This window comes from Pseudomonas sp. C9 (assembly GCF_002000165.1).
In the GTDB taxonomy this organism is placed as follows: Bacteria; Pseudomonadota; Gammaproteobacteria; order Pseudomonadales; family Pseudomonadaceae; genus Aquipseudomonas.
Genome location: NZ_MPAK01000001.1, coordinates 4,867,662 through 4,882,807, shown reverse-complemented (window position 1 = coordinate 4,882,807; position 15,146 = coordinate 4,867,662). Strand labels below are relative to the sequence as shown.

General features: G+C 60.6%; 12 protein-coding genes and 1 pseudogene. 7 read left to right on the top strand and 6 right to left on the bottom strand.

Annotated elements, in window-relative coordinates; all coding sequences use genetic code 11:
- The first annotated feature begins 78 nt into the window (after positions 1-78).
- Together zapE and BMS17_RS22855 are read left to right on the top strand one after the other, a co-directional pair.
- A complete protein-coding gene (zapE, locus tag BMS17_RS22860) occupies positions 79-1,209 on the top strand; it encodes a cell division protein ZapE (protein ID WP_077432213.1) in 1,131 nt (376 codons plus the stop codon).
- A gap of 80 nt (positions 1,210-1,289) precedes the next feature.
- Positions 1,290-2,603, top strand: a complete 1,314-nt coding sequence (locus tag BMS17_RS22855; RefSeq protein ID WP_077431851.1) for a protein kinase — start codon at positions 1,290-1,292, stop codon at positions 2,601-2,603.
- Positions 2,604-2,730: 127 nt separating this feature from the next.
- On the opposite strand, the gene BMS17_RS22850 is transcribed toward BMS17_RS22855, so the two are convergent.
- Complete coding sequence (locus BMS17_RS22850; protein ID WP_052967776.1) at positions 2,731-3,435, bottom strand: YebC/PmpR family DNA-binding transcriptional regulator; 705 nt, start codon at positions 3,433-3,435, stop codon at positions 2,731-2,733.
- Between the two features lie 232 nt (positions 3,436-3,667).
- On the opposite strand from BMS17_RS22850, the gene BMS17_RS22845 reads away from it, so the two are divergent.
- Entirely contained in the window at positions 3,668-5,068 is a 1,401-nt protein-coding gene (locus tag BMS17_RS22845; RefSeq protein WP_046032547.1) for a type VI secretion system Vgr family protein, read from the top strand.
- A 41-nt stretch (positions 5,069-5,109) separates the two neighbouring features.
- Here BMS17_RS22845 and BMS17_RS22840 read toward each other — a convergent pair.
- A pseudogene (locus BMS17_RS22840) lies at positions 5,110-5,402 on the bottom strand (FAD-dependent oxidoreductase); the annotation flags it as partial.
- 69 nt (positions 5,403-5,471) lie between these two features.
- Entirely contained in the window at positions 5,472-6,797 is a 1,326-nt protein-coding gene (locus BMS17_RS22835; protein WP_046032549.1) for an MFS transporter, read from the bottom strand.
- A gap of 268 nt (positions 6,798-7,065) precedes the next feature.
- Here BMS17_RS22835 and BMS17_RS22830 point away from each other — a divergent pair, with 268 nt between their 5' ends.
- A complete protein-coding gene (locus BMS17_RS22830) occupies positions 7,066-7,938 on the top strand; it encodes a LysR family transcriptional regulator (protein WP_046032550.1) in 873 nt (290 codons plus the stop codon).
- Positions 7,939-8,057: 119 nt separating this feature from the next.
- On the opposite strand, the gene BMS17_RS22825 is transcribed toward BMS17_RS22830, so the two are convergent.
- Positions 8,058-8,918, bottom strand: coding sequence for a LysR substrate-binding domain-containing protein (locus BMS17_RS22825; RefSeq protein WP_046032551.1), 861 nt, complete (start codon positions 8,916-8,918; stop codon positions 8,058-8,060).
- 109 nt (positions 8,919-9,027) lie between these two features.
- On the opposite strand from BMS17_RS22825, the gene BMS17_RS22820 reads away from it, so the two are divergent.
- From BMS17_RS22820 to BMS17_RS22810, 3 genes are all read left to right on the top strand, one after another.
- Positions 9,028-10,137, top strand: coding sequence for a 2-aminoethylphosphonate--pyruvate transaminase (locus BMS17_RS22820; protein WP_077431850.1), 1,110 nt, complete (start codon positions 9,028-9,030; stop codon positions 10,135-10,137).
- Positions 10,138-10,334: 197 nt separating this feature from the next.
- A complete protein-coding gene (phnX, locus tag BMS17_RS22815; protein ID WP_046032553.1) occupies positions 10,335-11,162 on the top strand; it encodes a phosphonoacetaldehyde hydrolase in 828 nt (275 codons plus the stop codon).
- A 188-nt stretch (positions 11,163-11,350) separates the two neighbouring features.
- Positions 11,351-11,899 carry a cytochrome b gene (locus BMS17_RS22810; protein WP_046032554.1) on the top strand — a complete coding sequence of 183 codons (549 nt, stop codon included), beginning with the start codon at positions 11,351-11,353 and terminating at the stop codon, positions 11,897-11,899.
- Positions 11,900-11,910: 11 nt separating this feature from the next.
- Here BMS17_RS22810 and BMS17_RS22805 read toward each other — a convergent pair whose 3' ends face one another.
- Together BMS17_RS22805 and BMS17_RS22800 are read right to left on the bottom strand one after the other, a co-directional pair.
- Entirely contained in the window at positions 11,911-12,828 is a 918-nt protein-coding gene (locus BMS17_RS22805) for a 1-aminocyclopropane-1-carboxylate deaminase/D-cysteine desulfhydrase (RefSeq protein WP_077431849.1), read from the bottom strand.
- Between the two features lie 85 nt (positions 12,829-12,913).
- Positions 12,914-14,953, bottom strand: a complete 2,040-nt coding sequence (locus tag BMS17_RS22800) for an FAD-dependent oxidoreductase (RefSeq protein ID WP_046032556.1) — start codon at positions 14,951-14,953, stop codon at positions 12,914-12,916.
- Positions 14,954-15,146: the final 193 nt, after the last annotated feature.

Here is a 15,146-nt window from a genome sequence, read left to right as displayed (position 1 = left end):
AAGGGAAATTCCCCAACTGGTTACACTACGCCGCCGCTGCTCGGGGAGCCGGCCTGACGATTTCGGGGTGACATGACCATGGCCGCTCGACCGCCTGACCGTTCGCGACTCACACCGCGCTTGCCTTCCTTGCGCGGCCTGTTCGGCAAGACGCTCGCGGCCCCTGCCTGCGGGATGGCGGCAGGTAAAGCCGTCCACGACTACTTTCGGCAAAAGGCCCATGCCCAGGGTTATACCCTCAGCCATAGCCAGCAGCGCGTGATCGACTGCATGGCACAGCACGCCACGGCGCTGCTGGGTGCGTCGGCGAAAACGCCGCCCGGTCTTTACTTGCATGGTGCGGTCGGGCGCGGCAAGAGCTGGTTGCTCGACGGTTTCTTCCAGGCGATCCCTATTGAGGCAAAACAGCGCCTGCACTTCCATGAGTTTTTTGCGCAATTGCACCAGGGCATGTTCATCCATCGCGATCAGCCCGATGCGCTGGCATTCACCCTCGATGAGCTGCTGAACGATTGCCGGGTGTTGTGTTTCGACGAGTTTCACGTCCATGACATCGGCGATGCGATGCTCATCACGCGACTGTTCAAGGCACTGTTTCGTCGCGGCATCCTGTTGCTGGTGACGTCCAACTACCCGCCGGAAGGCTTGCTGCCCAACCCGCTCTACCATGCGCGTTTCAAACCGGTCATCGACCTGATCCACGCCCGCATGCACGTGATGGAAGTCGGCGGCCCGCATGACTACCGCAGTCAGGTGCGAACGCACGCGCAACAGGTGTTCACCCAGGGCCGGTATGTCTGGCCGGGCAGCGTCGCACAACGTCAGGCGTTGAACCTGCCCGAACGCAACCCCACGCCATTGCAACTAGCGGTCGGCACCCGCCACCTGCAAGCGCAGCACTGCGCAGAACGGACCATCGCGTTCACCTTTGGCGACCTGTGCGAACACCCTACCGCCGTCATGGATTATCTGGAGCTGTGCCGGCGCTTCGATCACTGGATCATCGACGAACTGCCCAACCTGGCCGACTGTTCGATCGCCGCGCAGCAGCGTTTCATCAATTTGATCGACGTTTTATACGATCAGGACAAGCACCTGACATTGCTCGGCCTGCAATCACTGCGCGAAAGCCTGGGCGGCGATGCCATCGATCTGGCCCGCACGCGTAGCCGTCTGGGGCAGTTGCTGGAAGTGCGCGCAACGGCCTGACAAGCGCGAACCCTTTACCGTTATCATGTCGCCCATTTCCGGGCCCCTGCGCCTTCACTTGATCAAAAGCGAACCCGCTCATGGATACCCTCGCCCAACTGCGCGCCGGCCAACTGACTGGCATCACCCGCCTGGACCTGGCCTGCGGCCTGACAGAGTTCCCCCGGGAAATCTTCGATCTGGCGGACTCGCTGGAAGTGCTCAACCTCAGCGGCAACGCCCTGAGCAGCCTGCCCGATGACCTCCATCGCCTGACCCGTTTACGCGTGCTGTTCTGCTCGGACAACTTGTTTACCGAGCTGCCTGCGTGCCTGGGCCAATGCGCCGCGCTGACGATGATCGGCTTCAAGGCCAATGCCATCGAAACGGTCCCGGCCGCCGCGCTGCCACCGTTGCTGCGCTGGTTGATCCTGACCGACAACCGCATCACCGAACTGCCAATGGAACTGGGCGAGCGGCCCTACCTGCAAAAACTCATGCTCGCCGGTAACCGCTTGCAGCGCCTGCCGCGAAGCTTGAGCCAGTGCCATCGGCTCGAACTGATCCGCATCGCCGCCAATCAGCTCAGCGAACTTCCCGAATGGCTGCTGACCTTGCCCAGCCTGACCTGGCTGGCGTACGCCGGTAACCCCCTGGAAACCGAAGCCGATGCGGCTGCACTGCAAGCCACGCCGCTTATCCAGTGGGACCAATTACGTCTGGAACAGTTGCTGGGCGAAGGCGCTTCGGGGGTGATTCATCGGGCGACCTGGAGCCCGGAGGGGCATCCGGACACATCGGTCGCGGTGAAGCTCTACAAGGGTGAAATGACCAGCGATGGTTCACCGCTGCACGAAATGAACGCCTGCATCACCGCAGGCCTTCACCCCAACCTGATCCAGGTCAAAGGCCGAATCGTCGGTCATCCCGAGCAGCAGGCCGGGCTGGTGATGCAACTGATCGACCCGAGTTATCGCAACCTGGCCGCGCTGCCAAGCCTGGCGTCCTGCACCCGCGACATCTACACCGAAAACACCCGTTTCAGCGCGCGCGTGGCCTTACGCATTGCCCATGGCATTGCTTCGGCGGCCAGGCATTTGCACCGCCAAGGCATCACCCACGGCGACCTCTATGGCCACAACATCCTGTGGAACGAGCACGGCGATTGCCTGCTGGGCGATTTTGGCGCAGCGTCTTTCCACGCGACGGTGGACAGCCATGAAAGCCGGGCGCTGCAGCGCATCGAGGTGCGGGCATTTGGTGTGTTGCTGGGGGAACTGCTGGAACGCATCGACTCGGGGTTGAGCAATATCGCGCGCGAGGAGCTGCAAGTGTTGCAGGAGCGCTGCTGTCAGCCAGAGGTGCTGAAGCGACCGGGGTTCAGCGAGATTGTGCGGGAGCTGCAGGATCGGTGATCCGCTTCGCGGTCATTCGTCGGAACGCCGCCCGGAGCAGGCTCGCTCCTACATTGGATCTGTGTATGACGGAGATCCAATGTAGGAGTGAGCCTGCTCGCGATAGCGGTATTACTGAAGAGTCAAATTACCCAGCCAGACCCACAAACATATCCTGCACATCATCATGGTTGTCGAGGCCTTCCAGGAACGCTTCGACTTCAGCCATTTGCTCATCACTCAACCCGCTGACCGGGTTCTTTGGCTGATAGCCCAGTTTCGCCGACAACACCGTGAAACCTTGCTCCGGCAGGGCTTTTTGCACCGCGTCGAGGTCCGCAGGTTCGGTCAGGAACAGGGTTGCGCCGTCCTCACCCGGCTCGAAATCCTGGGCACCGGCTTCAATCGCCGCCATTTCAGGGTCGGCGTCCGGGCTGTCCGGGGACGCCTCGATCATGCCGACATGGTTGAAGTCCCACGCCACAGAGCCGGAAGCACCCAGTTGGCCCTTACGGAACGCCACGCGGATTTCCGCTACGGTGCGGTTGATATTGTCGGTTACGCATTCAACGATCAGCGGCACCTGATGCGGGGCGAAGCCTTCGTAAGTCACGCGATGGTATTGCACGGTTTCGCCCAACAGGCCCGCGCCTTTCTTGATCGCGCGATCGAGGGTTTCTTTGGGCATCGAGGCTTTCTTGGCCTGTTCAACCACAAGTCGCAGATGTGCGTTGGTGGCGGTATCGGCACCGTTGCGCGCAGCAATGGTGATTTCTTTCACCAGTTTGCCGAAAATCTTGCCTTTGGCGTTGGATGCCGCTTCTTTGTGTTTAACCTTCCACTGTGCGCCCATTACTCACTCTCTTGATCTGTGGCGCCGAGACATCTATTGGCCGACGCGTTGCGCAAGTTTATACGGCCTAAAGTTGGCAATCGACCAAAAAATGCGGACTGATTCAGCCCCCTCGCCGATCGACATATTCACCAGCACTCGTAGGACGATTCTGAAATGCCGATTTGCGGTGACCATTGAGGGGCTTGGTTTCGTACCCTTCGCGTCCCATTCCATGGCAGAAGCGTGTTCAATGCACAACGACAAGGAAAGTCTCTACACCCTGACCCTCCTCAAAAGCGGATTGCGCCTGCAGGTGTTGCAGTTCAGTGGCGCTGAAGGCCTGAACCAGCCCTATCGGTTCAGCATTGAAATGATCAGCCTGGCACCGGCGATCAACCTCGACCGGCTGCTGCAACAACCGGCTTATCTGAACTTGGGCGATCACAGCGGCATTCACGGCATTGTTCACAGCGCCAGCCTTGAACATCGCGGCCCGCATCGCATTGGCTATCACCTTGTCCTGGTGCCCTACCTGCAAAACCTCGACCGTCACCGCTCACGTCGGGTGTTCGATCGCCTCAGTGTGCCGGCGATCCTGCATCGGTTGTTCCAGGAACATGCACTGCCCGAGACCAGCTATCGCCTGGATCTGGCAACCGGGCACTACCCGCCCCGACCTTTTTGCATTCAGTACGAAGAGACCGACCTGGCACTGCTGCAGCGTCTTTGCGAAGAAGAAGGCATTCACTATCACTTCGAACATCGGCACGACGGGCATGTGTTGGTGCTGGCCGATGACACTCAGAAATTTCCGCAGGAACCGCTACGGCTGCCCTTCCAGGACACTTCGATTGAGCAGACTTCTGCGCCGGTAATCCATGAGCTGTTCCAGCGTCATGGCGCGCGCGCCCAACCTGAACGCCGCATCGCCCACAACCTCGGCACTCAGGCAATCGATGACGGCGCGGCCAACCACGCCATTGCAGCCACATCCCCTTCAACTGCTCGTCCGTCCCCCGAGCAGGCGCACCGTGAGCAGCTCAGTCGGCGGTTGCTGGAGCGAATGCGCTGCCACCATCAGCAGATTGAAGGCCGATGCAATGAATCCGACTTGCGCAGTGGAAGCATCGTACAAGTGACGGGGCATCCACTGGCGGGCTTCAACGATCAGTGGCTGATCACAGAAGTCCGGCACCAGGGACAGCAGCCTTCAATCCTTGCCGATCAACGTCCACGGCGCTACAGCAATCAATTCACCGCGATTCCCTGGTCAACGGAATTCAGGCCCCCGCGCACACAGCCCCGGCCGAGCATTCCGGGGTATCAGACGGCGCGCGTGCTAGGGCCGATCGGGCAGCCGGTGCAGCTGGATGACCAAGGCCGGATACACGTCAGGTTATGGCCAACGCTCGAAGACGACGGGGACGAATCAGCCGGCCTGTGGCTGCCTGTAGCCCTCACCCTGCCGGACGGCCGGAGGGATCCGCACTGGCTGCCAATCGCGGGCACCGAGGTGCTCATCAGTTTTCTCGACAGCGACCCGGATCGCCCGGTGTTGTGCGCCACCGCCGGCCGCCCGCCCAAACCGGGTGCCGCTTATCGACCACGCAGCGACGGGCGTTTGCTGCTCGATTGGCTGATCCGTCGCTAAAGCCCTCAGCCCTTGTCCGCTTTGCCGGCCGCCGCCGCAAATTTGGCCAGGCGCACCGCCTCTTCGACGCCAAACAACCGCTCCAGCGTGAAGTACTTGGCCGACCACGACAACGCACAACCGCCGTTGCGGCCACTGGCGCCGGCACCGCAAATGTCCGCTTCGATCAGCACCACATCGAGTTCCGGGTTCTGCTCCTTGGCATGATCGCAGTCCACAACCCGGTGTAGCCGCCACCGACAATGCACACATCCGCGCGGGTGTTGCCCTCCAGCGCCGGGCAGGTGTCGGACGTATCAGCCTTTAAGGCCTGGTCCAGCCAAAAGGGTCTCATGGGAAAATCTCTAGTCAGATGCCCACACGCAAGCCTGCCGCCAGCGCAGCAGGCTGCAAGGGACAGGGTTCAGGTACGCAGGGGTTTGATGGCCATCGCCCGATTGGGCACGAACGGGTAATTGCCACGCAGGCCAGCCGGGCGGCTGTTCCAGTGGGGGATCAACACCAGGGCCGAGAACAACGCGCAGCCGGCGAAGACAATGAACACCGTGACCGAGTCGAAGTAGCCTGGCAGCAACCCGCCGAGAATTGCCCCGACCGAACCGCAACCGTTGACGAAACCTGCCGCCGTCGCGCCTGCCTTGGCGGTGCCGAAATCAATCGCCGCCGCGCCGCTGATCATCGAGTCCGGCCCGTACAGGGTCAGGCCCATGACAAACAGCAAGGCCACCACTAGCAAGACGCTGCCGGTATGCAGGGCACCCATGAACAAGGCGAGGGACACAGTCAGCGCCAACAGACTGATCACGCAGGCCGGCATGCGGCGAGCGCCGAACAGTTTGTCCGAGGCCAGCCCCAGCAGAATCGGCCCGAGCAATCCGGCCAGTTCGAACGCCGTCGGAATTATCGCCGCGCCGACCTTGCCCACCGTCGGCATCTGTTCGAAAACGATCACCGGGCCCCACAACAGAATGGCGTAACGCGCCGGCTTCAGCAGAAAGTACGCCAGACCCAACACCAGCACCGTGCGGTTGCGCAGGATTTCCTTCAGGGGTTGCAGAACGCTGATCCTGCTTTGGGCGTCAGCCTCTTCAGCCGTCAACTCAGGTTCGATGTCCACCACCGGTAGACCGACGTCTTGCGGTTTGTTGCGTTGAAAAATAAAAAACAGCACGGCGACCAGCCCAACCACCGCCGCACTGGAAATGAACGCCGCATGCCAGGTGCCGATGAGCGTGTAGGCCCACCAACCGGCAAACGGCGAGGCCACCAACCCGCCAAAGGCGTAGCAGGAGCTCCACAACCCAAGCACTCTTCCGCGCTGCTGTGCAGGGAAGAAACTGCCGATGTTCTTGCACAGCCCCGACCAACCGGTGGACTGCGCCAAGCCTTGAATCAACATGCAGGTGGCGAAGATCGGCAGTGTCGCGAAGCTGCCCATCACCAGCGCAGCCGCCGCCGAAATCAGTAACCCGCCAAGCACCACGACCCGGGGGCCAAAGCGGTCGGCAAGCATGCCCCAGGTGAATTGCCCGAGGGCATACGCCGCCAGGTAGATCGCGTCGAGGTTGGCCATGGCCATTTTGTCGAGCATGAAGGTGGGGTCTTCGGCGATCCCCAGTTTTGCCACGGAAAACGCTTTGCGGGTGAAGTAGAAAGCAGCGTAGGCGAGCCAGGTGATCGCGAAGATCTGCACGCGCCAGCGCTTGATGGTGCCGATGTGATTATTCATTGTGGTTCTGACCTCAGGGTATGAGTGTGCCGGCAGAATTTGGAAGAAAACGCCTGTGTTTTTATTGTTGAGCACTGCGGTATCGCGGATTCCCTGTAGCGATACCGGTCAGATGAGTCCTGCTGTTACACGCACAGGCTCATGGCCACCGATGCTGATCGACTGAGCAGTCACGGGGTTGAAACAGATAGAAACAATTACTGAATAATAAGTGAAATCGATTTATCGTATTTCAAAAATAAGATCAGCTTGTTACTGGAGGTTTTCGATGTCGGTTTCCCACGCCCAGCTCAAAGCCTTCCACGCCGTGGCCGTCCACGGAAGCTTTACCAAAGCCGCCGAGCGGCTCTTTCTCACACAACCGGCGATTTCCGACCAGGTGCGCAAACTTGAAGAGCGATTTGCTGTGTTGCTGTTCCACCGCAACAAACGCTCGGTACGCCTGACCGACCTGGGCGAGCGATTGTTGAGCATCACCCAGCGGTTGTTCGTCATCGAAGCCGAGGCGCAGGAGTTGCTTCACGACTCCCAGGCGTTGAAAACCGGCAGCCTGATACTCGCGGTGGATGCGCCGGTGCACGTGTTGCCGCAGATCGCCCGGTTTTGCGAACAATTCCCCGGCATTAGCGTAAAGATTGAAACCGGCAACACCGATGAGTCGCTGTTTCGCCTGTTCAACTATCAGGCCGACCTGGCGCTGCTGGGTCGGGATGTCAGTGATGAGCGGCTGATCTCGTTGCCCCTGCGCAATGACCCGATGGTGGCGTTTGTTTCGCGCAATCACCCGTGGGCAGATCGCGAGTCGATTTGCCTCGCGGACCTGGATGACACGCCCCTGGTGCTGCGGGAGATCGGCTCGGTGACCCGCCAGACACTGGAAGAGGAAATGGCCCGCGCCGGGTACCGCATTCGCCCGGCGATTCAGGTTGAAGGCCGCGAAGCGGCGCGCGAAGCGGTGGTCGTGGGGATTGGGGTTGGCGTGGTGTCGGCCGCCGAGTTCGGTGCCGACTCAAGGGTTTGCGCGTTGCCGATTACCGATTGCACGCGGCGTCTGACGGAGACGCTGGTGTGCTTGCGCGAGCAGAGTTCGCGGCGGGTGGTGGCGACGTTTCTGGAGATGGTTCGCGAGAGTCTGGTGTAGGCAGGTCAGGCCCCATCGCGGGCAAGCCCGGCTCCCACAGGGATTTGAGTCGATCACAGAAGCCGATTCCACCGCGCATCCTGTGGGAGCGGGCTTGCCCGCGATAGCCGCGCCGCGGTCTAACTGACAGGCGCCAACCCGAAAAACGCCTGAATCAAGCGCAAATCCCGCCGCCGCTCCATGCACCCGATCATGTGCCGGTTCACCAGCCCCTCGCCGATGATCGGCACTGCCGCCACCCGTGGGTCATGGCTGACTTCCACCGACGACACCACACCGACCCCCAACTCGGCGGCCACGGCTTCGGTCACCGCTTCACGACTGTCCAGCTCCAGCAACACCCGCGGATTGACCTTCGCCGTCGCACACGCGTCATCGAACGTACGTCGCGTAATCGAACTCGGCTCACGCAACACCATGATCACCTGATCCAGTTCCTTGAGCTTGACGCTGGGTGCCTTGGCCCACGGATGATTTTGCGGCACCAACGCGCAAATTCGCGATTCATTCAACGCCTGCAAATGCAGGCCTTTGCGCGGTTCAACCTCGGTCAGTACTGCCACGTCGGCATGCTCGGACAATAACGCCGCCAGGGTTTCCTGAGCATTGCCCAGCCGCAGGTTCACGGTGATCCCCGGATAGCGTGCGCGCAGACTGGCCAGCATCGGCATCACCATGTGCGGGCCGTCCGCTGCCACTTCCAGGCGCCCGGTCAGCAACTGCCGATTCGCTTCGAGCATCACTTGCGCCTCTTCCGCCAGGCCGAACATGGCCCGGGTGATCGCCGCCAGTTTGGTGCCCTCCTCCGTCAGTTCCACTCGACGAGCGGTACGTCGCAACAAGGTGATCTGGTAATGCTCCTCCAGGGCCTTGATGTGCCCGGTCACCGCCGGCTGACTGATGAACAACCGCGCGGCAGCACGAGTGAAGCTGCCTTCACGGGCCACCGCATCAAAGGCCCGAAGCTGGAACAGGTTCATGAATAATTCTCACTGATGACTGGCATAACAACAAACAATTTGATTGATACAACCGCAAATTGCAATTTATGTCCCGTAGCTTCATCCCATCGAATGCGAGGACACGAGAATGAGTACTGCCGAACCCATCCTGCTCACCCCCGGCCCACTGACCACATCGCCCCGCACCCGTCAGGCGATGATGGTCGACTGGGGTTCATGGGATGACCGCTTCAATCAAATGACCGCTAGCCTGTGCGAGCAACTGCTGGCAATCATCAACGGCGGCGACAGCCACCATTGCGTGCCCCTGCAAGGCAGCGGCACCTTTGCTGTCGAGGCCGCGATCGGCACGCTGGTGCCTCGTGACGGCAAGGTGCTGGTGCTGATCAACGGCGCCTACGGCAAACGCCTGGCGAAAATCTGCGAAGTGCTCGGCCGCGCCTTCAGCACCTTCGAAACCGCTGAAGACGAACCCACCACCGCCGCCGACGTCGACCGCCTGCTGCACGCCGACACCAGCATTACGCACGTCGCCCTGATTCACTGCGAAACCAGCACTGGCATCCTCAACCCGCTGCCGGAAATCGCCCACGTCATTGCGCAACACGGCAAACGCCTGATCATCGACGCCATGAGCTCGTTCGGCGCCCTGCCGGTTGACGCCCAACAGGTGCCGTTCGATGCGCTGATCGCCGCTTCAGGCAAATGCCTGGAAGGCGTGCCGGGCATGGGTTTTGTCTTCGCCCGCAAAGAATCCCTGGCCAACGCCGCCGGCAACTCGCACTCGCTGGCGATGGACCTTTACGACCAGCACACCTACATGGCCAAGACCGGTCAATGGCGCTTCACCCCGCCGACCCACGTGGTCGCGGCGCTGCACGAAGCGTTGCTGCAATACAACGAAGAAGGTGGCTTGCCGGCGCGGCATCAGCGCTACGCCAACAACTGCCAGGTGCTGCTCGATGACATGGCGAAGCTGGGGCTGCGCAGTTTTCTGCCCGCCGCGATCCAGGCGCCGATCATCGTCACGTTCCACGCACCGAAAGATCCGCGCTACCAGTTCAAGGAATTCTACGAACGGGTCAAGGCCAAGGGTTTCATCCTCTACCCGGGCAAATTGACCCAGGTTGAAACCTTCCGCGTCGGCTGCATCGGCCACGTCAACCAGGCCGAGATGCACGCGGCCGTGGCGGCCGTCGCCGAAGTGCTGCGCGAGATGGAAGTCCTCGAAATCTGATTAAAAACACCCTGTAGCAGCTGTCGAGCTTGCGAGGCTGCGTTCGGCTGCGAAGCAGTCGTAAACCCATTACACAGGGTTTACCTGATAGACCGCAGCGCCCGAATTCACGACTGCTTCGCAGCCGAACGCAGCCTCGCAAGCTCGGCAGCTGCTACATAGATTTGCTCATCATTCCAACAGACAGGATTTGAGACATGAACTACGCAAACCCAACCAAGCTGCAAGCCGCCATCCTCGACTGGGCCGGCACCGTCGTAGACTTCGGCTCTTTCGCGCCTACCCAGATTTTTGTCGAAGCCTTCGCCGAATTCGACGTCCAGGTTTCCATCGAAGAAGCCCGTGGACCGATGGGCATGGGCAAGTGGGACCACATCCGCACCCTGTGCGATCAGCCGCAAGTCGCGGAGCGTTATCGCGCCGTGTTCGGCCGCACGCCAACCGACGATGACGTCACCGCCATCTACCAACGCTTCATGCCACTGCAGATCGAAAAAATCGCCGAGCACTCGGCGTTGATTCCAGGCGCCCTGGACACCATCGCCAACCTGCGCCAGCAAGGGATCAAGATCGGTTCCTGCTCCGGTTACCCGAAACAGGTCATGGACAAAGTGGTCGAGCTGGCGGCCACCAATGGTTACGTCGCCGATCACGTAGTGGCCACTGACGAAGTGCCCAACGGCCGCCCTTGGCCGGCTCAAGCCCTGGCCAACGTGATTGCGCTGGGCATCGACGATGTCGCGGCTTGCGTGAAGATCGACGACACCGTGCCGGGCATTCTCGAAGGTCGCCGCGCCGGCATGTGGACCGTGGCGCTGATCTGCTCGGGCAACGCGCTGGGCCTGGACTACGAAGGCTACCGCGCCTTGGGCAGCGATAAACTGGACAGCGAACGCAAGCGCATCCATGCAATGTTCGAAGGCTCGCGCCCGCACTACATGATCGACACCATCACCGATTTGCCAGAAGTCATCGCCGACATCAACAAGCGTCTGGCCAAGGGCGAAATGCCGCAAAGCAGTTGATACTGAATTTTTGCTGCCGATCAAAGCGCCAGTTCTTTACGGAACTGGCGCTTTTTTTTGGCCAATCACTTGATCCAGAGCGTTGCAACGACAAATAGCCGCAGGCAAATCCATCAAAGCGGATTACAGTAAAGGAACACCGTCGAACAAGAACGGTGGCTTTAGACCAGACCTGTGAGGAACACCGTATGCCCTGGAAGAATTCCGAATCACGCTACAGCACGGTATCGATCACGCTGCATTGGTTGATGCTGGTCTTGCTGGCGCTGGTTTACGCCTCTATCGAGTTTCGCGGGATCTTTCCCAAAGGCAGTGGCGGCCGGACCCTGATCGTTGAATCACACTTCATGCTCGGCCTGACCGTGTTCGTGTTGGTGTGGCTGCGGCTGTTCGCTCGCAGCTTCGGCCCGGCACCGCAGATTTTCCCGGCCTCGCCTCATTGGCAAACCACGCTGGCCAAGCTGATGCACTGGGCGCTGTACATTTTCATGATCGCCATGCCGATTCTGGGATGGCTGGTGACCAGCGCCAAGGGCAATCAAGTGATGTTCTACGGCTTTGATCTGCCATTGCTGGTGGCCGAAAACAAGGAATTTGCCAATGAGCTTAAGGGCTGGCACGAACTCGGCGGTACCATCGGCTACTGGCTGATTGGCCTGCATGCGGTAGCCGGGATTTATCACCATTACGTGGTGCGGGATAACACCTTGCTGCGCATGATGCCCAAGCGCAGCTGAGCGCAGCCCTGCTACACAAATCCCCGGCGGCCCTGCAAGCCGCCGGTGTGGATGAAGATCAGCCGCATGCCTTTTTTGAAGCGTCCAGCCTCGACGTTCTGCTTGAGCGACAGCAACGCCTTGGCGGTGTACAACGGCTCCAGAGGCACGCCGCCGGCTAGTTCGGTCTGTTCGATGAAGTCGAGTAACGGCTGATCGACTTTGGCAAAACCGCCACGACTGGCGTCCAGCAGTTCATAGTTGCGCAACGGCAAGTCCGCTTCTTGCAGTATGGATTCGACGTTTTGCGCAACGCCGTGATCATCGGGCACTGCCATCGCCCCATACACCTTGCGTTCACCGGCCTCGGCCAGCACCAGACCCGCCAGGGTCGTGCCGGTGCCACAGGCCAGCCACCAGCCGTCGTAATCGCTCCAGCCCAGGTCGTTCAGTCGCTCACAGGCCTGGGCCTTGAGTTGCATGCAGCCAAGCGCGCCACGCAGCCCCCCGCCACCTTCGGGCACGGGTTGCAGGTCGGGATACTGTTCTGTCCATGGCAGCCAGAAACCCGGCTCATGCCGCGCTCGATAACCGCCATACCCCAACCAATGCAATTGCATGCCGAACGCCTGCAAATCCGTCACCGTCGGCGTGTCTTGCGCATGCCCGCGCAGCAGCCCGACGGTACGGAAACCGAAGCGTTTGCCCGCAGCAGCCAATGCATGCAGATGGTTGGAGTGCGCACCGCCCAGGCTGATGATGCCGTTGGCACCCGCGAGGTCAGCGGCGTTGAGGTGTTCGATGAGCTTGAACCACTTGTTGCCGCTGATCAGCGGATCGATCTGGTCCAGGCGCAGGATCGCGACCTCGATACCGGCGGTGGTGAGCCAATCGAGATGAAGGGGTTCGAGGGGGGCTTGGGGCAGCCAGTGGCTGGAAGGAAAAAGCATGATGCCGGATCCACGAGAAGATCCGGCATCTTAGCAGCAGCCCTGTAGTGAAAGGGCTTGGCCACTCACCACAGGAGTGTGTGGATTACAGCTCGGCAGCCAACCGCGAACCCTGGTTGATCGCCCGCTTGGCGTCCAGCTCTGCCGCCACGTCGGCGCCACCGATCAAATGCACGTTCTGGCCAGCCGCGACCAGTCCGTCCTGCAACTCACGCAACGGATCCTGGCCAGCGCAAATCACGATGTTGTCCACCGGCAGCACGTGCGGCTCGCCGGTTTCACCGATGCGGATGTGCAGGCCTTCGTCGTCGATCTTCAAGTACTCGACGCTGTTGAGCATCTGCACCTGCTTGTTCTTCAGACCGGTCCGGTGAATCCAGCCAGTGGTTTTACCCAGGCCGTCGCCGACTTTGGATTTCTTGCGTTGCAGCAGGAACACGTCACGCGCCGGTGCATGTGGCTCAGCCTTGATGCCGGCGACACCACCGCGGGCTTCCAAGTGTGTATCAATGCCCCACTCCTTCCAGAACGCTTCGCGATCCTGACTGGTGGCCACGCCTTGGTGCACCAGGAACTCCGACACGTCGAAACCGATACCGCCAGCGCCAATCACCGCCACACGCTTGCCCACCGGCTTGCGCTCCAGGATCACGTCCAGGTAACTCAGCACCTTGGCGTTTTCAACACCTGGAATCGCCGGCGTTCTTGGCGCGATGCCGGTGGCCAGGATGATCTCGTCATAACCGCCTTCCACCAGTTTCGCCACATCGACACGGGTGTTCAGGCACACCTCGACGTTGGTGGTCTGCAGTTTGCGGTTGAAATAGCGGATGGTTTCGTAGAACTCTTCCTTGCCCGGCACACGCTTGGCGATGTTGAACTGACCGCCAATTTCGCTGGCCGAATCGAACAGCGTTACCTGATGACCACGCTCGGCGGCCACGGTCGCGGCGGACAGGCCCGCAGGCCCGGCACCGACAACGGCGATCTTCTTGATCTGCTGCACCGGCACGTAGTTGAGCTCGGTTTCATGGCAAGCGCGTGGGTTGACCAGGCAAGTGGTCAATTTGCCGCCGAAGGTGTGATCCAGGCACGCCTGGTTGCAACCGATGCAGGTGTTGATTTCATCGGCGCGACCTTCAGCGGCCTTGTTGACGAAGTCCGGATCGGCGAGGAACGGCCGCGCCATCGACACCATGTCGGCATCGCCTTCGGCCAGAATCTGCTCGGCCACTTCCGGGGTGTTGATACGGTTGGTGGTGATCAGCGGAATGCTCACCGAGCCGCGCAGCTTGGCGGTCACTTTACTGAACGCCGCGCGCGGTACTTTGGTGGCGATGGTCGGGATCCGCGCTTCGTGCCAGCCGATGCCGGTGTTGATGATGGTCGCGCCGGCCTGTTCGATCGCCTTGGCCAGCGTCACGATTTCTTCCCAGGTACTGCCGCCTTCCACGAGGTCGAGCATCGACAGGCGGAAGATAATGATGAAGTTCGGACCGACCGCTTCACGCACCCGGCGCACGATTTCCACTGGCAGGCGCATACGGTTCTCGTAGCTGCCGCCCCAACGGTCGGTGCGGTGGTTGGTGTGGGCGGCGAGGAACTGGTTAATGAAATAACCTTCGGAGCCCATGATCTCGACGCCGTCGTATTCGGCGGTTTGCGCCAGTACCGAACAGGTGACGAAATCGCTGATTTGTTTCTCGATGCCTTCCTCGTCCAGCTCTTTAGGCTTGAACGGGTTGATCGGCGCCTGGATGGCGCTCGGTGCGACCTGTTTCGGGCTGTAGGCATAACGCCCGGCATGAAGGATCTGCATGCAGATCTTGCCGCCCGCCTCGTGCACCGCGCGCGTCACGATCTGGTGCTTGAGCGCTTCTTCCTCGGTGGTCAGCTTGGCGGCACCGGAATACACCCCGCCCTCATCGTTCGGGCCGATACCGCCGGTGACCATCAGGCCAACGCCGCCACGGGCACGTTCGGCAAAGTACGCCGCCATGCGCTCGAATCCACCGGGCTTTTCCTCAAGGCCAGTGTGCATCGACCCCATCAGGGTACGGTTGCGCAACGTGGTAAAACCCAGGTCCAGCGGGGCCAACAGGTGCGGGTAGTGAGCGGCGGCCATTTGTAACTCCACATCGAGCGATCACGGAAAAAGTGCAGGAGCTCTTTGGCTCCCGTCAGTCATGGTGGACAGACTAAGAGTCGCGCCGATGCCACTCAATGACCTAAACTTACAACTTAATGATCGAAATGTGCAGCACCCCATGACTAATCTCGCAATGCCGCTTTACTTCGCAAGCGCATGACATGAGTTT